The 16,873-nt window shown below is 63.3% G+C and carries 29 protein-coding genes; all 29 read right to left on the bottom strand.

The annotated features are described in order from the left end of the window. Positions 1-4: 4 nt before the first annotated feature. Positions 5-394 (bottom strand): 30S ribosomal protein S11, encoded by a 390-nt coding sequence (gene rpsK, locus BIWAKO_RS20270; protein WP_043237079.1) that lies wholly within the window; start codon positions 392-394, stop codon positions 5-7. 119 nt (positions 395-513) lie between these two features. Beyond that, the gene (rpsM, locus tag BIWAKO_RS20265; protein WP_043237082.1) at positions 514-882 is read right to left on the bottom strand and encodes a 30S ribosomal protein S13; all 369 of its coding nucleotides are present in this window, start codon (positions 880-882) and stop codon (positions 514-516) included. Positions 883-1,124: 242 nt separating this feature from the next. Next, positions 1,125-1,364, bottom strand: a complete 240-nt coding sequence (locus tag BIWAKO_RS20260; RefSeq protein WP_069880175.1) for a hypothetical protein — start codon at positions 1,362-1,364, stop codon at positions 1,125-1,127. Positions 1,365-1,366: 2 nt separating this feature from the next. Next, positions 1,367-1,948 (bottom strand): adenylate kinase, encoded by a 582-nt coding sequence (locus BIWAKO_RS20255; RefSeq protein WP_069880174.1) that lies wholly within the window; start codon positions 1,946-1,948, stop codon positions 1,367-1,369. Then, positions 1,948-3,285: a preprotein translocase subunit SecY gene (gene secY / locus BIWAKO_RS20250; RefSeq protein WP_069880173.1), complete on the bottom strand. Its 1,338-nt coding sequence runs from the start codon at positions 3,283-3,285 to the stop codon at positions 1,948-1,950. Before secY ends, BIWAKO_RS20255 begins: the two co-directional genes overlap by 1 nt. Before the next feature lie 98 nt (positions 3,286-3,383). Continuing rightward, a complete protein-coding gene (gene rplO, locus BIWAKO_RS20245) occupies positions 3,384-3,863 on the bottom strand; it encodes a 50S ribosomal protein L15 (RefSeq protein ID WP_069880172.1) in 480 nt (159 codons plus the stop codon). Positions 3,864-3,876: 13 nt separating this feature from the next. Beyond that, complete coding sequence (rpmD, locus tag BIWAKO_RS20240; protein WP_069882649.1) at positions 3,877-4,071, bottom strand: 50S ribosomal protein L30; 195 nt, start codon at positions 4,069-4,071, stop codon at positions 3,877-3,879. A gap of 10 nt (positions 4,072-4,081) precedes the next feature. Further along, positions 4,082-4,645 (bottom strand): 30S ribosomal protein S5, encoded by a 564-nt coding sequence (gene rpsE / locus BIWAKO_RS20235; protein WP_043237088.1) that lies wholly within the window; start codon positions 4,643-4,645, stop codon positions 4,082-4,084. A gap of 68 nt (positions 4,646-4,713) precedes the next feature. Further along, on the bottom strand, positions 4,714-5,076 hold the full coding sequence (gene rplR / locus BIWAKO_RS20230; RefSeq protein ID WP_069880171.1) for a 50S ribosomal protein L18: 363 nt from the start codon (positions 5,074-5,076) through the stop codon (positions 4,714-4,716). A gap of 11 nt (positions 5,077-5,087) precedes the next feature. Continuing rightward, entirely contained in the window at positions 5,088-5,621 is a 534-nt protein-coding gene (rplF, locus tag BIWAKO_RS20225; RefSeq protein ID WP_069880170.1) for a 50S ribosomal protein L6, read from the bottom strand. A gap of 30 nt (positions 5,622-5,651) precedes the next feature. Further along, positions 5,652-6,050, bottom strand: a complete 399-nt coding sequence (rpsH, locus tag BIWAKO_RS20220; protein ID WP_043237093.1) for a 30S ribosomal protein S8 — start codon at positions 6,048-6,050, stop codon at positions 5,652-5,654. 12 nt (positions 6,051-6,062) lie between these two features. Next, positions 6,063-6,368 carry a 30S ribosomal protein S14 gene (gene rpsN, locus BIWAKO_RS20215; protein ID WP_043237095.1) on the bottom strand — a complete coding sequence of 102 codons (306 nt, stop codon included), beginning with the start codon at positions 6,366-6,368 and terminating at the stop codon, positions 6,063-6,065. 36 nt (positions 6,369-6,404) lie between these two features. After that, the gene (gene rplE, locus BIWAKO_RS20210) at positions 6,405-6,971 is read right to left on the bottom strand and encodes a 50S ribosomal protein L5 (RefSeq protein WP_069880169.1); all 567 of its coding nucleotides are present in this window, start codon (positions 6,969-6,971) and stop codon (positions 6,405-6,407) included. Next, the gene (gene rplX, locus BIWAKO_RS20205) at positions 6,964-7,281 is read right to left on the bottom strand and encodes a 50S ribosomal protein L24 (RefSeq protein WP_043237098.1); all 318 of its coding nucleotides are present in this window, start codon (positions 7,279-7,281) and stop codon (positions 6,964-6,966) included. The genes rplE and rplX overlap by 8 nt, the downstream gene beginning before the upstream one ends. Beyond that, entirely contained in the window at positions 7,281-7,649 is a 369-nt protein-coding gene (gene rplN, locus BIWAKO_RS20200) for a 50S ribosomal protein L14 (protein WP_043237099.1), read from the bottom strand. Before rplN ends, rplX begins: the two co-directional genes overlap by 1 nt. Before the next feature lie 109 nt (positions 7,650-7,758). Further along, a complete protein-coding gene (gene rpsQ, locus BIWAKO_RS20195; protein ID WP_043237101.1) occupies positions 7,759-8,001 on the bottom strand; it encodes a 30S ribosomal protein S17 in 243 nt (80 codons plus the stop codon). A gap of 11 nt (positions 8,002-8,012) precedes the next feature. Beyond that, complete coding sequence (gene rpmC / locus BIWAKO_RS20190; RefSeq protein ID WP_043237102.1) at positions 8,013-8,225, bottom strand: 50S ribosomal protein L29; 213 nt, start codon at positions 8,223-8,225, stop codon at positions 8,013-8,015. A gap of 10 nt (positions 8,226-8,235) precedes the next feature. Next, positions 8,236-8,649, bottom strand: a complete 414-nt coding sequence (gene rplP, locus BIWAKO_RS20185) for a 50S ribosomal protein L16 (RefSeq protein ID WP_043237103.1) — start codon at positions 8,647-8,649, stop codon at positions 8,236-8,238. An 18-nt stretch (positions 8,650-8,667) separates the two neighbouring features. After that, positions 8,668-9,378 carry a 30S ribosomal protein S3 gene (gene rpsC / locus BIWAKO_RS20180; protein ID WP_069880168.1) on the bottom strand — a complete coding sequence of 237 codons (711 nt, stop codon included), beginning with the start codon at positions 9,376-9,378 and terminating at the stop codon, positions 8,668-8,670. A 10-nt stretch (positions 9,379-9,388) separates the two neighbouring features. Continuing rightward, positions 9,389-9,772 (bottom strand): 50S ribosomal protein L22, encoded by a 384-nt coding sequence (gene rplV / locus BIWAKO_RS20175; RefSeq protein WP_069880167.1) that lies wholly within the window; start codon positions 9,770-9,772, stop codon positions 9,389-9,391. 3 nt (positions 9,773-9,775) lie between these two features. Beyond that, entirely contained in the window at positions 9,776-10,054 is a 279-nt protein-coding gene (rpsS, locus tag BIWAKO_RS20170; protein ID WP_043237107.1) for a 30S ribosomal protein S19, read from the bottom strand. Positions 10,055-10,062: 8 nt separating this feature from the next. Further along, positions 10,063-10,905 carry a 50S ribosomal protein L2 gene (gene rplB, locus BIWAKO_RS20165; protein ID WP_069880166.1) on the bottom strand — a complete coding sequence of 281 codons (843 nt, stop codon included), beginning with the start codon at positions 10,903-10,905 and terminating at the stop codon, positions 10,063-10,065. 15 nt (positions 10,906-10,920) lie between these two features. Beyond that, positions 10,921-11,232: a 50S ribosomal protein L23 gene (locus tag BIWAKO_RS20160; protein ID WP_043237110.1), complete on the bottom strand. Its 312-nt coding sequence runs from the start codon at positions 11,230-11,232 to the stop codon at positions 10,921-10,923. Further along, complete coding sequence (gene rplD / locus BIWAKO_RS20155) at positions 11,229-11,849, bottom strand: 50S ribosomal protein L4 (RefSeq protein ID WP_069880165.1); 621 nt, start codon at positions 11,847-11,849, stop codon at positions 11,229-11,231. Before rplD ends, BIWAKO_RS20160 begins: the two co-directional genes overlap by 4 nt. Continuing rightward, on the bottom strand, positions 11,849-12,574 hold the full coding sequence (gene rplC / locus BIWAKO_RS20150; protein ID WP_069880164.1) for a 50S ribosomal protein L3: 726 nt from the start codon (positions 12,572-12,574) through the stop codon (positions 11,849-11,851). Before rplC ends, rplD begins: the two co-directional genes overlap by 1 nt. A gap of 67 nt (positions 12,575-12,641) precedes the next feature. Next, a complete protein-coding gene (gene rpsJ, locus BIWAKO_RS20145; protein ID WP_043237115.1) occupies positions 12,642-12,950 on the bottom strand; it encodes a 30S ribosomal protein S10 in 309 nt (102 codons plus the stop codon). Between the two features lie 69 nt (positions 12,951-13,019). Beyond that, positions 13,020-14,210 (bottom strand): elongation factor Tu, encoded by a 1,191-nt coding sequence (gene tuf / locus BIWAKO_RS20140; protein WP_069880163.1) that lies wholly within the window; start codon positions 14,208-14,210, stop codon positions 13,020-13,022. Positions 14,211-14,257: 47 nt separating this feature from the next. Continuing rightward, positions 14,258-16,333 (bottom strand): elongation factor G, encoded by a 2,076-nt coding sequence (gene fusA, locus BIWAKO_RS20135; protein ID WP_069880162.1) that lies wholly within the window; start codon positions 16,331-16,333, stop codon positions 14,258-14,260. Between the two features lie 33 nt (positions 16,334-16,366). Further along, on the bottom strand, positions 16,367-16,837 hold the full coding sequence (rpsG, locus tag BIWAKO_RS20130; protein ID WP_043237120.1) for a 30S ribosomal protein S7: 471 nt from the start codon (positions 16,835-16,837) through the stop codon (positions 16,367-16,369). Between the last annotated feature and the right edge of the window lie 36 nt (positions 16,838-16,873).

Here is a 16,873-nt window from a genome sequence, read left to right as displayed (position 1 = left end):
GGCGTCAGACGCGACGGCGCTTGCGCGGCCGGCAGCCATTGTGCGGGATCGGCGTCACGTCGCGGATCGAGGTCACGGTGAAGCCGGCGGCCTGGAGCGCGCGCAGAGCCGACTCACGACCGGAACCCGGGCCCGTCACCTCGACTTCGAGGGTGCGCATGCCGTGCTCGGCAGCCTTGCGGGCAGCGTCCTCGGCCGCGACCTGGGCGGCATAGGGGGTCGACTTGCGCGAACCCTTGAAGCCCATGGTGCCGGCGGACGACCACGAGATCGTGTTGCCCTGGGCGTCGGTGATGGTGATCATGGTGTTGTTGAACGAGGCGTTCACATGCGCGACGCCAGAAACGATGTTCTTGCGTTCACGACGACGAACGCGCTGGGCTTCCTTGGCCATAGTCTCTTTCTTTCATCCTTCGAGCGCGCCCGTCATGCCAGGCGCTGGGGATGTCGCCTGCCCCATAAAGGGATCAGGCGACGCATAGACAGCGGGCCGGAGGACCGGCCCGCCGAAACTCACTTCTTCTTGCCGGCGATCGGCTTGGCCTTGCCCTTGCGGGTGCGCGCATTGGTATGCGTGCGCTGGCCACGGACCGGCAGCGAGCGACGATGACGCAGGCCGCGATAGCAGCCGAGATCCATCAGGCGCTTGATGTTCATCGAGACTTCGCGACGCAGATCGCCCTCGACCAGATAGTCACGATCGATCGTCTCACGGATCTGGAGCACCTCGGCGTCGGTCAGCTGGTTGACGCGACGCTCGTCGGCGATGCCGACCTTCTGGCAGATTTCCTTGGCCTTCTGAGCGCCGATGCCGTGGATATACTGCAGGCCGATGACGACGCGCTTGCCGGTCGGAATGTTAACGCCCGCGATACGAGCCATGGCCTCTTCTCCATTGTCAGCCGAGGCGCCCGATGGCTGCCCGGCAGTGAAAACCTACCCGCGTCCGGTGGAGGCCGGCCCCTGCGAGCGTTGAATCGGCTCCATGCGAGAACGCGACGTCGCCCCTTCTCACGAAGGTAACGGCATCGCCACATGCAACCGGATGAGGGTCGTTAGTCGGTCGAAGCTCTTGAGTCAACCCGCCAAACTCAAGAATCATGCCAGCTTCCTCGAAGCTGCACTTACTCGGCCAGCAGGCGGCGTTGCGGCTCGGCCCAGCTCGAGCGGACTGCGCCCTGCCCGACTGAAATCGATTGTGCAACTGCCGCAAGCGCGTCCCGGGCTTCGTCGAGCAACGCGTCATGCGCCCTCCTCGACACAGAAATCCCCGGCGCGACGAGAACCGTCTCCGCCGGGGCTGATATTGCTGAAAACAGCAAGGTCAGAAGCACGAGCCCGACACCGAACCCGTGCCCGCGCATTGCTAAGCGCCGAGTGCCCTGCAGATCGCCCCCGTCACCTCATCGATCGGCTTCATGCCGTCGATCGCGGTGAGCTGGCCACGCTTCGCATAATAGGGCGCAACCACAGCGGTATCGCGGTTATAGGCTTCAAGCCGGGTCTTGAAGACCACCGGATCGTCATCCTTGCGCACCGGCTGCCCGGCCGCCTTCGCCTCTTCGGCACGACGAATGATCCGGTCGACGAGCTTGTCCTGATCAACCGTGAGCTCAAGGACGGCGTCGAGCTTCAGCCCCTTCTGATCCAGCATGGCGTCGAGCGCCTCGGCCTGGGCCAGCGTGCGCGGAAAGCCGTCGAGGATGAAGCCCCGCTTCGCGTCAGGCTCCTCGATGCGGTCGGCAACGATCCCGATAACGATATCGTCGGAGACCAGTCCACCGGCATCCATCACCGCCTTGGCCTTGAGCCCCACCGGCGTCCCGGCCGCAACCGCGGCCCGGAGCATGTCGCCGGTCGAGAGCTGCGGAATGCCGTGCTTCTCGACGATACGGGTTGCCTGAGTACCCTTGCCCGCCCCCGGCGGCCCCAGGAAGATCAATCGCATCAGCGCCTCGCCCCTCGCAACTTCGCCTTCTTGACCAGCCCCTCATACTGGTGGGCCAGCAGATGCCCGTGAACCTGCGCCACGGTATCCATGGTTGTCGTCACCACGATGAGCAGCGAGGTGCCGCCCAGGAGGATGATCGGAATCTGGGCATACGTGATCATGAACTCGGGGATAAGGCAGACAATAGTCAGATAGCCTGCGCCGAGAACGGTGATCCGGGTCAGCACGCGGTCGATATGCTCAGCGGTGCGCTCGCCGGGGCGGATGCCCGGCATGAAGCCGCCATGCTTCTTGAGGTTGTCCGCCGTCTCGACCGGATTGAACACGATGGCGGTGTAGAAGAAGCAGAAGAAGATGATCAACGCCGCGTAGAGGATCATGAACAGCGGCCGGCCATGCGCCAGATAGGTCGCCACCGTCGACAGCATGCCGGTGCCGCCCGAGGCCTGAGAGAAGCTGGCGATCGTCGTCGGCAGCAGCAGCAGCGAGGAGGCGAAGATCGGCGGGATGACGCCCGATGTGTTGAGCTTCAGCGGCAGGAAAGAGGTCTGGCCCTCATACATGCGGTTGCCGACCTGGCGCTTGGGATAGTTGATCAGCAGGCGGCGCTGGGCGCGCTCCATAAACACGCAGAAGGCGATGACACAGATGGCCATGACCAGGATCAGCAGCAGCAGGCCGGTCGAAATCGCGCCCTGACGGCCAAGTTCGAGGGTCTGGGCGAGCTGCGACGGAAACTCGGCGATGATGCCCGAGAAGATGATCATCGAGGTGCCGTTGCCGATGCCGCGGCTGGTGATCTGTTCACCGAGCCAGAGGAGGAACATCGTACCGCCGACCAGCGTGATCGTCGTCGAGAGCAGGAAGAACGGGCCGGGCTCGAGCACGAGATTGCCAGAGCCCTGCAGGCCGACACCGATGCCGTAGGCCTGGAACACGGCCAGCACGAGCGTCAGGTAGCGGGTGTACTGGTTGAGGACCTTGCGGCCCTGCTCGCCTTCTTTCTTCAGCGCCTCGAAAGTCGGCACCACGCTCGACAGGAGCTGGATGATGATCGAGGCCGAGATATAGGGCATGATCGCGAGCGCAAAGATCGCCAGTCGCCCGACGGCACCGCCCGAAAACATGTTGAACAGCCCGAGCACGCCGGTCTGCGACTGTTTGAACAGGTCGGCAACGGCGTCGGGGTTCATGCCCGGCAGCGGGATATAGGTACCGAGCCGGTAGACGATGAGCGCCCCCAGCGTGAACCAGATCCGCTTCTTGAGCTCGTCCGCCTTCGCGAGCGCGCCGAAATTCAGGTTTGCCGCAAGCTGTTCAGCCGCCGATGCCATGCGTCCGGTCCTTGATCGGAATAAACGTCAAACAGTCGAACGGCGGCCTAGGCTTCTGGCCTGGCCGCCGTTCGCAATCGCTCATGTAAGCGTCGCTGTCACGCCTGTGAAGCAGCAGCCGCCAGGATCTTGACCGAGCCGCCAGCCTTTTCAATGGCCTCGACCGCCGACTTCGACGCGCCTGCCACTTCGAAGGCAAGCTTCGTCTTCAGCTCGCCGACGCCAAGAATCTTGACGCCGTCGGGGGCCGCCTTCGAGATCACGCCAGCCGCAACCAGCGCTTCGATGGTGACCACGCCCTTGCCGTCGAGCTTGCCGGCCTCGACCGCCTGCTGGATCCGACCGAGATTCACCTCGTTCAGTTCCTTGGCGAAGAGGTTGTGGAAGCCGCGCTTCGGCAGGCGACGATAAAGCGGCATCTGACCGCCTTCGAAGCCCTTGACCGCCACGCCGGCACGGGCCTTCTGACCCTTGACGCCGCGTCCACCAGTCTTGCCCTTGCCGGAGCCGATACCACGGCCGACACGGATGCGCGACTTGTGGGCGCCTTCGTTGTCACGAATGTCTGTGAGTTTCATCGGACAATCCCCCTCACTTCGCGTCGACGACGCGGACGAGGTGCTTGACCTTCTCGATCATGCCACGGACGGAAGCGGTGTCCTGCAGGGTCGATTGGCGGCGGATCTTGTTCAGGCCGAGACCGATCAGGGTCTGGCGCTGCGAGGCCTCACGGCGGATCGGGCTACCGATCTGCTCGACGACCACGGTCTTTTCAGCTTTTGCCATGGTGCAGCCCTCACGCTTCGGCCGCGGCGTCGGTGCCGGCATCGCGACGACGCGACTGCAGGGCCGAAACCTTCAGGCTGCGGCGCGCGGCGACGCCACGCGGGCTGTCCTCGTTCTTGAGCGCCGAGAAGGTGGCACGCACGAGGTTGTAGGGGTTCGACGAACCGAGCGACTTCGACACGACATCCTGCATGCCAACCGCCTCGAAGACGGCGCGCATCGGACCACCGGCGATGATGCCGGTACCGGCCGGAGCTGCACGCAGCACGACGCGACCGGCGCCGTGGCGGCCCTGGACGTCGTGATGGAGCGTGCGGCCTTCGCGCAGCGGAATGCGGACCAGGCCGCGCTTGGCGGCTTCAGTCGCCTTACGGATGGCTTCCGGCACTTCGCGAGCCTTGCCATGGCCGAAGCCGACGCGGCCCTTCTGGTCGCCGACGACGACGAGGGCAGCAAAGCCGAAACGACGGCCGCCCTTCACCACCTTGGCGACGCGGTTGATGTGGACCAGACGATCCACGAATTCGGAATCGCGCTCATCGCGATCCTGACGGTCACGAGGTTCTCTCGCCATGTCATCCTCTTACTTGCGCGGACGCTGCCTGATGCAGCGCCGCTCGCTCGAGCATCCCGGATGGGATGTCAGAAATTCAGCCCGCCCTCGCGAGCCGCATCGGCCAGCGCCTTGACGCGACCATGATACATGTAGGGACCGCGATCGAAGACCACGTCCTTCACGCCGGCCTTGACCGCACGCTCGGCAACCAACTTGCCGATCGTGGCCGCAGCCTCGACATTCGCACCCGACTTGATGTCGCCGCGGATGTCCTTGTCCAGGCTCGAGGCCGACGCGAGGGTGATGCCCTTCGCGTCGTCGATGACCTGGGCATAGATCTGCTTGCCGGTGCGATGCACCGACAGGCGAGCGCGGCCATTGGCGACCGCCTTGATGGCGCGACGGACACGGGCCCGGCGGCGCGCAGTAATTTCTGTCTGCTTGCTCATGGCTCGCGTCCTTACTTCTTCTTCCCTTCCTTGCGGAAGATGAATTCGCCGGCGTACTTGACGCCCTTGCCCTTGTAGGGCTCGGGACCGCGATAATCGCGGATCTCAGCGGCGGTCTGGCCGACCACCTGCTTGTCGATGCCGGTGATGACGATTTCAGTCGGCTTCGGCGTGACGATCGCGACCCCAGCCGGGATCGGATAGTCGATGTCGTGGCTGTAGCCGAGCGACAGCTTGAGCACCTTGCCGGTGACGGCGGCCTTGTAGCCGACGCCGTTGATTTCGAGCTTCTTCTCGAAGCCGTTGGTGACGCCCGTCACCAGATTGGCGACGCGAGCCCGGGACGTGCCCCAGAGCGAGCGCGCACGCTTGCTCTGCGAGCGCGGCTGAACGGCGATGGCGCCGTTCTCGAGCGCAACCGAGACATCGTCGGGCACGGAGAAGGAGAGTTCCCCCTTCGAGCCCTTGATGCTCACGAGCTGGCCGGACACGTTGGCGGTGACGCCAGCGGGAACCGGAACAGGCTTTTTACCGATACGAGACATTGGATTTCTCCTGATGAGCGGCGCAGAAGGTCAGAAGACCTTGCAGAGCACTTCGCCGCCCACGTTCTGCTCGCGGGCAAGATGATCGGGCATCACGCCCTTCGGCGTGGAGACGATGGTCACGCCGAGGCCGTCGGCCACGCGCGGCATCGTGTCCACCGAAGAGTAGACGCGGCGGCCGGGCTTCGAAACCCGAGAGATGGCGCGGATGACCGGCTGTCCCTCATGGTACTTCAGCTCGATGTCGAACTCGGTCCGGCCATTGCCGAACTCGGTCGTGGAATAGCCGCGGATGTAACCCTCGGCCTGAAGCACGTCGAGCACGCGGGCACGCAGCTTCGAGCCCGGGGTGGTCACGCGCGACTTGCGCCGCATCTGCGCATTGCGGATGCGGGTCAGCATATCGCCAAGCGGATCAATGATCGCCATGATGCGTCCTCCTCACCAGCTCGACTTGACGAGGCCGGGAACCAGCCCCTTGTTGCCGAGCTCGCGCAGAGCAACGCGCGACATCTTCAGCTTGCGATACACGGCGCGCGGACGGCCGGTCACTTCGCAGCGATTGCGCACCCGATTTGCAGCCGAGTTGCGCGGCAGTTCAGCCAGCTTGAGGCGAGCAAGGAAGCGCTCGTCCATGGACTGGCTCTCGTCATTCGCGATCGCGAGAAGACGCGCCCGCTTGCCCGCGTACTTCTTCACGAGCTGCCTGCGGTGTTCGTTCTTCTCGACGGAGCTTTTCTTAGCCATCGATCTCTCCTGGTTTCCGCGTATGAGCGGTAAGGCTCACTGCCGGAACGGGAAGTTGAAGTGCTTGAGCAGAGCGCGCGCTTCGTCGTCCGACTTCGCAGTCGTGCAGACGATCACGTCCATGCCCCAGACCTGGTCGACCTTGTCGTAGTTGATCTCAGGGAACACGATGTGCTCCTTGATGCCGAGCGCGAAGTTGCCGCGCCCGTCGAACGACTTCGGGTTGAGACCACGGAAGTCGCGCACGCGCGGCAAGGCGATGGTGACGAGCCGGTCGACGAACTCGAACATCTTGGTCTTGCGCAGCGTGACCTTACAGCCAACCGCCATGTTCTCGCGCAGCTTGAAGCCGGCGATGGCGAGGCGGGACTTGGTGATGACCGGCTTCTGGCCGGCGATCATGGCGAGGTCGCCAGCTGCACTGTCGACCTTCTTGCGGTCGGCCGTCGCTTCGCCCACGCCCATGTTGATGACGACCTTCTCGATCGTCGGGACTTCCATCACGTTCTTGTAGCCGAACTCGGCGATCATCGCCGGACGAACGACGTCCTCGTAATGCTTCTTCATGCGCGGCGTGAGAGCCGCCTGCTGATTCTCAGCCATCGATCAGATCCCCCGAACGCTTGGCGAAACGCACCTTGCGGCCGTCATCGAGCACCTTGAAACCGACGCGGGTCGGCTTGCCGTCCTTCGGATCGGCGACGGCCAGGTTCGACAGATCGATCGTGGCCTCCTTGCTGATGATGCCCCCCTCGGACTGCGCCGAGGCCTTGGTGTGCTTCTTCACGAGGTTGACACCACGCACCACGGCGCGGGCATCCTTCGGCAGCACCTGGAGCACTTCGCCGGCCTTGCCCTTGTCACGGCCGGCCAACACGACGACCTTGTCGCCCTTCTTGATCTTCGCAGCCATTACAGCACCTCTGGCGCAAGCGAGATGATCTTCATGTGGTTCTTGGCGCGAAGTTCGCGCGGAACCGGTCCGAAGATACGGGTGCCCACCGGCTCCTTCTGGTTGTTGATCAGCACGGCCGCATTGCGGTCGAACCGGATCACCGAACCATCGGCGCGCTTCACGTCCTTAGCGGTCCGAACGACGACCGCCTTCATGACGTCGCCCTTCTTCACGCGGCCGCGGGGAATGGCTTCCTTGATCGAAACGACGATAATATCACCGACACCGGCGTATTTCCGCTTCGACCCGCCGAGAACCTTGATGCACATCACACGACGGGCGCCGGAGTTATCCGCGACCTCGAGATTCGTCTGCACCTGGATCATGGCCTTGATCCTTCCAAACTGTATCAGCGCGGTTTCCGGGCACGGCGTCAGCGCCGACCCGGACTACGACTGACGGGGGTCGATCGCCCCCTGGCCTCAATAAAGTGACTTACGCCTTGGGAGCGTTGTCGAGCACAACCCAGCTTTTCAGCTTGGAAATGGGCTTGGATTCCTCAATCCAGACCGAATCCCCAACCTTGAACGTCTGCGCCTCATCGTGGGCGTGATAGTTCTTGGTCCGGCGAACAGTCTTCTTGAGGAGCGGGTGCGTATAACGCCGCTCGACCTTCACCACAACAGTTTTGTTCTGCTTGTCGCTAACGACGACGCCCTGCAGCACGCGCTTCGGCATTGTCCTACTCCTCAGGCGCTCGCCGCAACGGTCTTCGACCGCTGCAGCGTCTTGATGCGAGCGATATCCTTGCGCACCTCAGTCACCCGAGCGGTATTCTCGAGCTGGCCGGTAGCGCGTTGGAAACGCAGGTTAAACTGCTCCTTCTTCAACTTCAGGAGTTCGTCCTGGAGCTGGTCGACACTCATCACCTTGAGATCGGACAGGCGTTGCGTAGCTTTCATGTCGCCCTCCTTACTCGGCGATGCGCTGGATGAAGCGGGTCTTGATCGGCAGCTTGGCGGCGCCGAGACGAAGCGCCTCGCGCGCCGTCTCCTCTTCCACCCCGTCGATCTCGAACATGATTCGCCCAGGCTTGACCTTGGCTGCCCAGAATTCAGGCGCGCCCTTGCCCTTGCCCATGCGGACTTCGGTCGGCTTCTTCGAAACTGGCACGTCCGGGAAGATCCGGATCCAGACGCGGCCAGCACGCTTCATGGCACGAGTGATCGCGCGACGGGCAGCTTCGATCTGACGGGCCGTGACGCGCTCAGGCATCAGGGCCTTCAGGCCGAACTGGCCGAAATTGAGGTCCGTGCCGCCCTTGGCAACGCCGGAGATGCGTCCCTTGAACTGCTTGCGGAACTTGGTTCGCTTTGGTTGCAACATGGCTCTTCTCGATCAGCCTTACGCAGCCTGCTCGCGACGATCGCGACCGCCGGAGCGACCACCTTCGTCAGAGAGACGCTTGTCCTGGGCCATCGGGTCGTGTTCGAGGATCTCGCCCTTGAAGATCCAGACCTTGATGCCGCACGTGCCGTAGGTGGTGAAGGCGGTGCCGACACCGTAATCCACATCGGCGCGCAGCGTGTGCAGCGGCACGCGGCCTTCGCGGTACCATTCCAGGCGCGCGATTTCCGCGCCGCCGAGGCGGCCCGAGCAGTTGATGCGGATGCCCTCGGCGCCCAGACGCATGGCCGACTGAACGGCCCGCTTCATGGCGCGACGGAACGCGACGCGACGCTCGAGCTGCTGAGCGATGGAGTCGGCCACCAGGGTGGCGTCGATCTCGGGCTTGCGGACCTCGACGATGTTGATCGTCACATCGGCCTTGGTCAGCTTCGAGACTTCCTTGCGCAGCTTCTCGATATCGGCGCCCTTCTTGCCGATCACCACGCCCGGACGAGCCGAGTGGATGGTGACGCGGCACTTCTTGTGCGGGCGCTCGATGATGATCTTGGAGACCGCCGCCTGCTTCAGCAGCTTCATCAGCGCGGCGCGGATCTTCATGTCTTCGTGCAGCAGATGACCGTACTCACCCTTCTGCGCGAACCAGCGCGAGTCCCAGGTGCGGTTGATGCCGAGGCGAAGGCCGATCGGATTGATTTTCTGACCCATCGTTCTCTCCTCAGGCCTTGGCCGCCTGGACTTCGCGCACCACGATCGTGATGTTCGCGAAGGGTTTCATGATCCGGGCTCCACGGCCGCGGGCGCGGGCGTGGAAGCGCTTCATGACCAGGGCCTTGCCGACGAAAGCCTGCGCAACGACGAGATCGTCGACGTCGAGATCATGATTGTTCTCGGCGTTGGCGATGGCGCTCTGCAGACACTTGCGAACGTCGAGCGAGATCCGCTTACGCGAGAACTCGAGATCGGCGAGCGCGGTCGAGACCTTCTTGCCACGGATGAGCTGAGCGAGGAGGTTCAGCTTCTGCGGGCTGACGCGAAGGTTGCGGGCAACCGCAATGGCTTCGTTTTCCGGCAGCGCACGGGGGGCGGATGGCTTACCCATGGCTTACTTCCTCTTCGCCTTCTTGTCGGCAGCGTGGCCGTGGAAGGTGCGCGTCGGCGAGAACTCGCCGAACTTGTGGCCCACCATTTCCTCGGACACGTTCACCGGCACATGCTTGTGACCGTTGTAGACGCCGAACGTCAGACCGACGAACTGCGGAAGGATCGTGGAGCGGCGGCTCCAGATCTTGATCACCTCGGCCCGGCTCGCCGAACGGGCGACCTCGGCCTTTTTCAGAAGGTATCCGTCGACAAACGGACCTTTCCAAATCGAACGCGCCATGACGGACCTCAGTTCTTCTTCTTGCGGGCGTGACGGCTCGACACGATGAACGTATCGGTCCGCTTATTCGAGCGGGTCTTCTTGCCCTTGGTCGGCAGTCCCCACGGCGTGACCGGGTGACGACCGCCCGAGGTACGACCCTCACCACCACCATGCGGGTGATCGACCGGGTTCATCGAGACGCCGCGGTTATGCGGACGACGGCCGAGCCAGCGCGAGCGACCAGCCTTGCCCATGTTGGTGTTCATGTGGTCGGGGTTCGAAACCGCGCCCACCGTAGCATAGCACAGGCCGCTGATCAGGCGCTGTTCGCCCGAGTTCAGGCGGACGATGACATAGCCCTGGTCGCGACCGACGATCTGGGCGTAGTTGCCCGCAGACCGCGCCAGCGCCCCACCCTTGCCGATCTTGAGCTCGACATTGTGGACGATGGTGCCAATCGGCATCGCGCCCATCGGCGAAGCATTGCCGGGCTTGATGTCGACCTGGTCGCCGGAGATGACGCTGTCGCCAACCGCCAGGCGCTGCGGCGCCAGGATGTAGGCCTGCTCGCCATCAGCGTACTTGAGCAGCGCGATGAAGGCGGTGCGGTTCGGATCATACTCGATCCGCTCCACGGTCGCCGCCACGCCCGGCTTGCCGCGACGCTTGAAGTCGACGATCCGGTAGCTCTGCTTGTGTCCACCGCCACGGAAACGAACCGTGATGCGGCCGAGATTGTTGCGGCCACCCTTCGAGGACTTACCCTCGGTGAGAGCCTTGACCGGCTTGCCCTTGTAGAGCTCGCTGCGGTCGACGATCACGAGCTGGCGAAGGCTCGGCGTGATCGGCTTGAAACTTTTCAAAGCCATGATGACGATCCTTCCTCAGAGGCCCGTGGTCACGTCGATCGAGTGACCTTCTTCGAGGGTCACTACGGCCTTCTTGACGTCCGAACGCTGCCCGAGCCGGCCCCGGAAGACCTTGACCTTGCCTTCGGTGACGAGCGTGTTGACGCTCTTCACCTTGACATCGAACAACTTCTCGATAGCCGCCTTGATCTGCGGCTTGGTCGCGGTCTTCGCGACCTTGAAGACGACCTTGTTGTGCTCGGAGAGCATGGTCGCCTTTTCGGTGATCACCGGGCCACGAATGACATCGTAGTGGCGCGGATCCAGGTTCTTTGCAGACTGGCTCATTTGAAGCGCGCCTCCAGCGCATCGACAGCCGAGCGCGTCAGCACAAGCTTATCGCGACGCAGGATGTCGTAGACGTTGATGCCCTGAACCGGCAGGACGTCGACGTTCGGGATCGAACGCGCGGCCAGACCGAAGTTCACATCGATCTCGGCGCCGCCGATCACCAGCGCGCTGGACAGGTCCAGCTTGCCGAAGTGACCGAGCAGGACCTTGGTCTTCGGCTCGGCGAGCGTGACGTCGTCGATGATGATCAGACCGGCGTCCTTGGCCTTGGCCGAGAGCGCATGGCGCAGAGCCAGGGCACGGACCTTCTTCGGCAGGTCATGCGCATGATCACGCACGATCGGACCGAAGGCCTTGCCGCCGCCGCGGAACTGCGGAGCCGAGGCTGCACCGTGACGAGCGCCACCGGTGCCCTTCTGCTTGTAGATCTTCTTGCGGGTGCGATCGACTTCCGAACGGCCCTTGGACTTGTGGGTCCCGGCGCGACGCTTGGCGAGCTGGTAGCGCACCATGCGGGCGAGAAGATCGGCGCGCGGCTCAAGACCGAAGATCGAGTCAGAGAGCTCGACCGAGCCGGCATTGCCGCCCTCGAGAGTGGTGATATCGAGCTTCATCACGCGTTCTCCTCAACTGCTGCAGCCGCAGGAGCCTGCGTGGTTTCGCCAGCAACCTTGAACTTGCCGGGAAGCGGCGCATCCTTCGGCAGGGCGCGCTTGACGGCGTCGCGGACGTGGATCCAGCCGCCGGCAACGCCGGGAACGGCGCCCTCGACCAGGATCAGGCCGCGCTCGGCGTCCGTCTGGACGACGCGCAGGTTCTGCGTGGTCACGCGCTCGGCACCGAGATGGCCTGGCATCTTCTTGTTCTTGAAGGTCTTGCCGGGATCCTGACGACCGCCGGTCGAACCGATCGAACGATGCGAGACCGAGACGCCGTGCGTGGCCCGCAGACCGCCGAAGTTCCAGCGCTTCATACCGCCGGCAAAACCCTTACCGGTGGTGGTGCCGCTGACATCGACGAACTGGCCGACGACGAAATGATCGGCAGTCAGCTCGGCGCCGACGGGGATCAACGCATCGTTGCTGACGCGGAACTCCACGACCTGGCGCTTGGGCTCGACCTTGGCGACGGCAAAATGGCCGCGCTCAGCCTTCGAGACGTTCTTGACCTTGGCCAAGCCCGACCCGAGCTGAACGGCGACATAGCCGTTCTTCTCGATCGTGCGATGCGCGACAACCTGACAGGTGTCGAGCTTCAGCACGGTGACTGGGATGTGTTCACCGGCATCCGTGAAGATGCGGGTCATCCCGACTTTCTGTGCAATCACACCGGAACGCATCGGTGCATACCTTCTCTTGGGGTCATGTCCATCCGGGGTATCCGGAAACAGAGGACCCGACGATGGATCAGAGCTTGATTTCGACGTCGACGCCGGCGGCGAGATCGAGCTTCATGAGGGCGTCGACCGTCTGGGGGGTCGGATCGACGATGTCCAGGACCCGCTTGTGGGTCCGCATTTCGAACTGCTCGCGCGACTTCTTGTCGATGTGGGGCGAGCGGTTGACCGTGAACTTCTCGATAAGCGTCGGCAGCGGGATGGGCCCGCGAACCTGGGCGCCTGTCCGCTTCGCCGTCGACACGATCTCGCGCGTGGAGGCGTCGAGGATGCGATGGTCGAACGCCTTGAGGCGGATCCGGATGTTCTGACCGTTCATGGTCTTGTTCTCTCCGTGACGTGAAAAGGCAAAGGCCCTTGGAAGGGCCTTCGCCCTCACGAAAACGCGTTACGCGATGATGCTGGCGACGACGCCGGCGCCGACGGTCCTGCCGCCTTCGCGGATGGCGAAGCGCAGCTTCTCCTCCATCGCGATCGGCACGATCAGGTGCACTTCCATGGTGATGTTATCACCAGGCATCACCATCTCGGTGCCCTCAGGCAGGTGCACCACGCCGGTCACGTCCGTCGTGCGGAAGTAGAACTGCGGGCGGTAGTTCGTGAAGAACGGCGTGTGGCGGCCGCCCTCTTCCTTCGTCAGGATGTAGGCCTCGGCCTTGAACTTGGTGTGCGGCTTCACCGAACCCGGCTTGCACAGAATCTGGCCGCGCTCGACGTCCTCGCGCTTCGTGCCGCGCAGCAGCGCGCCGATGTTGTCGCCAGCCTGGCCCTGGTCCAGCAGCTTGCGGAACATCTCGACGCCGGTCACCGTCGTCTTCACGGTGTCCTTCAGGCCGACGATCTCGATTTCCTCGCCAACCTTGACGATGCCGCGCTCGACGCGACCGGTCACCACCGTGCCACGGCCCGAGATCGAGAACACGTCTTCGACCGGCATCAGGAACGGCAGGTCCAGCGGACGCGCCGGCTGCGGGATGTAGTCGTCGACCGTCTTCATCAGCGCCACGACCGCGTCATGACCGATCGCCTTGTCGCCATTGTCCAGCGCGACCTTGGCCGAGCCCTTGGTGATCGGGATGTCGTCGCCCGGGAAGTCGTACTTCGACAGCAGCTCGCGGATCTCCATCTCGACCAGCTCGAGCAGCTCCGCGTCGTCGACCAGGTCGACCTTGTTCATGAACACCACCAGCGCCGGAACGCCGACCTGGCGCGCCAGCAGGATGTGCTCGCGCGTCTGCGGCATCGGGCCGTCGGCAGCCGACACCACCAGGATCGCGCCGTCCATCTGCGCCGCGCCCGTGATCATGTTCTTCACGTAGTCAGCGTGGCCGGGGCAGTCGACATGCGCGTAGTGACGGTTCGCAGTCTCGTACTCGACGTGGGCCGTCGAGATCGTGATGCCGCGGGCCTTCTCTTCAGGCGCCTTGTCGATCTGGTCATACGCCGTGAACGACGCACCGCCGGACTCAGCCAGGACCTTCGTGATCGCAGCCGTCAAAGACGTCTTGCCATGGTCAACGTGACCAATCGTTCCGATATTGCAGTGCGGCTTCGTCCGCGCAAACTTCTCTTTGGCCATCGTAGCCTCCGTCAGATCTTGTTCAAATGTTCAGTCGAATGGATGGATCAGGCGTACTTGGCCTGAACCTCGGCGGCGACCGCCGAAGGAACTTGCTCGTAGTGGTCGAACTGCATCGTATAGTTGGCACGTCCCTGGCTGAACGAGCGCAGCTGGTTGACATAGCCGAACATGTTCGCCAGCGGCACCATCGCATTGACGACGACGGCGTTGCCGCGCATGTCCTGGCCCTGGATCTGACCGCGACGCGAGTTCAGATCGCCGATGACCGAACCGGTATAGTCTTCCGGCGTCACGACTTCGACCTTCATGATCGGCTCGAGCAGGACGGAGCCGCCCTTTTGCAGACCTTCGCGAAGCGCAGCCCGCGAGGCGATTTCGAAGGCCAGGGCCGACGAGTCGACCTCGTGGAAGGCGCCGTCGATCAACGTCACCTTGACGTCCACCACCGGGAAGCCGGCGAGCACGCCCGAACCGATGACCGAGTTGAGGCCCTTTTCGACGCCGGGAATGTATTCCTTCGGCACCGAGCCGCCGACGACCTTCGACTCGAACTCAAAGCCCTTGCCGGTCTCGTTCGGCTCGATGATGAGCTTGACGCGGGCGAACTGGCCCGTACCACCGGTCTGCTTCTTGTGGGTGTAGTCGATCTCGGCCTTCTTGGTCAGCGTCTCGCGATAGGCAACCTGCGGCGCGCCGATATTGGCGTCGACCTTGTAGGTGCGCTTCAGGATGTCGACCTTGATGTCGAGATGCAGCTCGCCCATGCCCTTCAGAATGGTCTGGCCGCTCTCCTGGTCGGTCGAGACGCGGAAGGACGGATCCTCGTTCGCGAGCTTCGACAGGGCCAGGCCGAGCTTCTCCTGATCGGCCTTGGACTTCGGCTCGATCGCGATCGTGATGACCGGCTCGGGGAACTCCATCCGCTCCAGGATGACCGCATGGGTCGGGTCGCACAGCGTGTCGCCGGTACGGACGTCCTTGAGGCCGGCCAGGGCGACGATGTCGCCGGCAAAAGCCTCCTTGATGTCTTCACGGTTGTTCGCGTGCATCAGCAGCATGCGACCGACACGCTCCTTCTTGTCGCGCGTCGAGTTGATCACACCGGCGCCGGTCTCGATCTTGCCCGAGTAGACACGGCAGAAGGTGATCGTGCCGACGAAGGGGTCGTCCATGATCTTGAAGGCGAGCATGGAGAAGGGATCTTCGTCGCGCGGATGACGAACGGTCTCTTCTTCGGTCTTGAAATCGATGCCCTTGATGTCGCCACGATCGACCGGCGACGGCAGGTAATCGACGACCGCGTCGAGCAGGGGCTGAACGCCCTTGTTCTTGAAGGACGAGCCGCAGAGCACGGGGTGGAAGGCGCGACGCTGCACCGCGGTGCGGACGAGCGTACGCAGCGTCTCGGCAGACGGCTCGGTGCCTTCGAGATAGGCTTCCATCGCCGCATCGTCCATCTCGACGGCGGCTTCGACCAGCTTGCCACGATACTCGGCAGCCTTGTCGGCGAGATCGGCAGGGATCTCCTTCTCTTCGAAGGAGGCGCCCAGCGCTTCGCCGTTCCAGACGATCGCCTTCATCTTCACCAGGTCGATGACACCGGCGAATTCCGCCTCCGAACCGATCGGGATCTGCAGGCAGACCGGCTTGCCGGCGACGCGGTCGATGATGTCCTGGACGCAGCGATAGAAATCGGCGCCGATCTTGTCCATCTTGTTGACGAAGACGACGCGCGGAACGTCGTACTTGTCGGCCTGGCGCCAGACGGTCTCGGTCTGGGGCTCGACGCCCTGGTTGCCGTCGAGCACGCAGACGGCACCATCGAGCACGCGCAGCGAACGCTCGACTTCAATGGTGAAGTCGACGTGGCCAGGGGTGTCGATGATGTTCAGGCGATGGTCGCGCCACAGGCAGGTCGTCGCCGCGGAGGTGATCGTGATGCCACGCTCCTGCTCCTGCGTCATCCAGTCCATGGTGGCCGCGCCATCATGGACTTCGCCGATCTTATGCGACTTGCCGGTATAGAACAGGATACGCTCGGTCGTCGTCGTCTTGCCGGCGTCGATATGCGCCATGATACCGAAGTTGCGGTACCGATCGATGGGATGGGAACGGGGCATGAGAGTGCTCTGTCTTTCGTCGGGTGCCGCGGATTACCAGCGGTAATGCGAGAAGGCGCGGTTGGCTTCCGCCATCCGGTGCGTGTCTTCTCGCTTCTTCACCGCGTTGCCGCGGTTATTCGCCGCGTCCATCAGCTCGGCCGAGAGACGCTCAACCATGGTCTTGTCGTTACGGCCGCGAGCAGCCGAGATCAGCCAGCGGATCGCCAGCGCCTGACGGCGCTCGGTGCGAACCTCGACCGGAACCTGATAGGTCGCGCCACCGACGCGACGCGAGCGAACCTCGATCGCCGGGGCGACGTTCTCGAGAGCGCTCTTGAAAACAGAGAGCGGGTCGCTCTTCGTCTTGCCTTCGATGATGTCGAAAGCGCCGTAGACGATCCGCTCAGCGGTCGACTTCTTACCTTCGTACATCACGGAGTTCATGAACTTCGTGACCACGATATCACCGAACTTCGGGTCCGGGATAACTTCGCGTTTTTCGGCGCTATGGCGGCGGGACATCGTCTAGTCTCCGGTCAAATCTCAAAAGCTGCGAAC

Source organism: Bosea sp. BIWAKO-01 (assembly GCF_001748145.1).
Lineage (GTDB): Bacteria > Pseudomonadota > Alphaproteobacteria > Rhizobiales > Beijerinckiaceae > Allobosea.
This window is presented reverse-complemented; position numbering and strand designations above follow the sequence as displayed.

Excerpts from the sequence above, each read along its gene's own strand:
- rpsK (WP_043237079.1), bottom strand. The coding sequence starts at position 394 with ATGGCCAAGGAAGCCCAGCGCGTTCGTCGTCGTGAACGCAAGAACATC.
- rpsM (WP_043237082.1), bottom strand. The coding sequence starts at position 882 with ATGGCTCGTATCGCGGGCGTTAACATTCCGACCGGCAAGCGCGTCGTC.
- BIWAKO_RS20260 (WP_069880175.1), bottom strand. The coding sequence starts at position 1,364 with ATGCGCGGGCACGGGTTCGGTGTCGGGCTCGTGCTTCTGACCTTGCTG.
- BIWAKO_RS20255 (WP_069880174.1), bottom strand. The coding sequence starts at position 1,948 with ATGCGATTGATCTTCCTGGGGCCGCCGGGGGCGGGCAAGGGTACTCAG.
- secY (WP_069880173.1), bottom strand. The coding sequence starts at position 3,285 with ATGGCATCGGCGGCTGAACAGCTTGCGGCAAACCTGAATTTCGGCGCG.
- rplO (WP_069880172.1), bottom strand. The coding sequence starts at position 3,863 with ATGAAACTCACAGACATTCGTGACAACGAAGGCGCCCACAAGTCGCGC.
- rpmD (WP_069882649.1), bottom strand. The coding sequence starts at position 4,071 with ATGGCAAAAGCTGAAAAGACCGTGGTCGTCGAGCAGATCGGTAGCCCG.
- rpsE (WP_043237088.1), bottom strand. The coding sequence starts at position 4,645 with ATGGCGAGAGAACCTCGTGACCGTCAGGATCGCGATGAGCGCGATTCC.
- rplR (WP_069880171.1), bottom strand. The coding sequence starts at position 5,076 with ATGAGCAAGCAGACAGAAATTACTGCGCGCCGCCGGGCCCGTGTCCGT.
- rplF (WP_069880170.1), bottom strand. The coding sequence starts at position 5,621 with ATGTCTCGTATCGGTAAAAAGCCTGTTCCGGTTCCCGCTGGCGTCACC.
- rpsH (WP_043237093.1), bottom strand. The coding sequence starts at position 6,050 with ATGGCGATCATTGATCCGCTTGGCGATATGCTGACCCGCATCCGCAAT.
- rpsN (WP_043237095.1), bottom strand. The coding sequence starts at position 6,368 with ATGGCTAAGAAAAGCTCCGTCGAGAAGAACGAACACCGCAGGCAGCTC.
- rplE (WP_069880169.1), bottom strand. The coding sequence starts at position 6,971 with ATGGCTGAGAATCAGCAGGCGGCTCTCACGCCGCGCATGAAGAAGCAT.
- rplX (WP_043237098.1), bottom strand. The coding sequence starts at position 7,281 with ATGGCTGCGAAGATCAAGAAGGGCGACAAGGTCGTCGTGTTGGCCGGC.
- rplN (WP_043237099.1), bottom strand. The coding sequence starts at position 7,649 with ATGATCCAGGTGCAGACGAATCTCGAGGTCGCGGATAACTCCGGCGCC.
- rpsQ (WP_043237101.1), bottom strand. The coding sequence starts at position 8,001 with ATGCCGAAGCGCGTGCTGCAGGGCGTCGTCGTTAGCGACAAGCAGAAC.
- rpmC (WP_043237102.1), bottom strand. The coding sequence starts at position 8,225 with ATGAAAGCTACGCAACGCCTGTCCGATCTCAAGGTGATGAGTGTCGAC.
- rplP (WP_043237103.1), bottom strand. The coding sequence starts at position 8,649 with ATGTTGCAACCAAAGCGAACCAAGTTCCGCAAGCAGTTCAAGGGACGC.
- rpsC (WP_069880168.1), bottom strand. The coding sequence starts at position 9,378 with ATGGGTCAGAAAATCAATCCGATCGGCCTTCGCCTCGGCATCAACCGC.
- rplV (WP_069880167.1), bottom strand. The coding sequence starts at position 9,772 with ATGGGTAAGCCATCCGCCCCCCGTGCGCTGCCGGAAAACGAAGCCATT.
- rpsS (WP_043237107.1), bottom strand. The coding sequence starts at position 10,054 with ATGGCGCGTTCGATTTGGAAAGGTCCGTTTGTCGACGGATACCTTCTG.
- rplB (WP_069880166.1), bottom strand. The coding sequence starts at position 10,905 with ATGGCTTTGAAAAGTTTCAAGCCGATCACGCCGAGCCTTCGCCAGCTC.
- BIWAKO_RS20160 (WP_043237110.1), bottom strand. The coding sequence starts at position 11,232 with ATGAGCCAGTCTGCAAAGAACCTGGATCCGCGCCACTACGATGTCATT.
- rplD (WP_069880165.1), bottom strand. The coding sequence starts at position 11,849 with ATGAAGCTCGATATCACCACTCTCGAGGGCGGCAATGCCGGCTCGGTC.
- rplC (WP_069880164.1), bottom strand. The coding sequence starts at position 12,574 with ATGCGTTCCGGTGTGATTGCACAGAAAGTCGGGATGACCCGCATCTTC.
- rpsJ (WP_043237115.1), bottom strand. The coding sequence starts at position 12,950 with ATGAACGGTCAGAACATCCGGATCCGCCTCAAGGCGTTCGACCATCGC.
- tuf (WP_069880163.1), bottom strand. The coding sequence starts at position 14,210 with ATGGCCAAAGAGAAGTTTGCGCGGACGAAGCCGCACTGCAATATCGGA.
- fusA (WP_069880162.1), bottom strand. The coding sequence starts at position 16,333 with ATGCCCCGTTCCCATCCCATCGATCGGTACCGCAACTTCGGTATCATG.
- rpsG (WP_043237120.1), bottom strand. The coding sequence starts at position 16,837 with ATGTCCCGCCGCCATAGCGCCGAAAAACGCGAAGTTATCCCGGACCCG.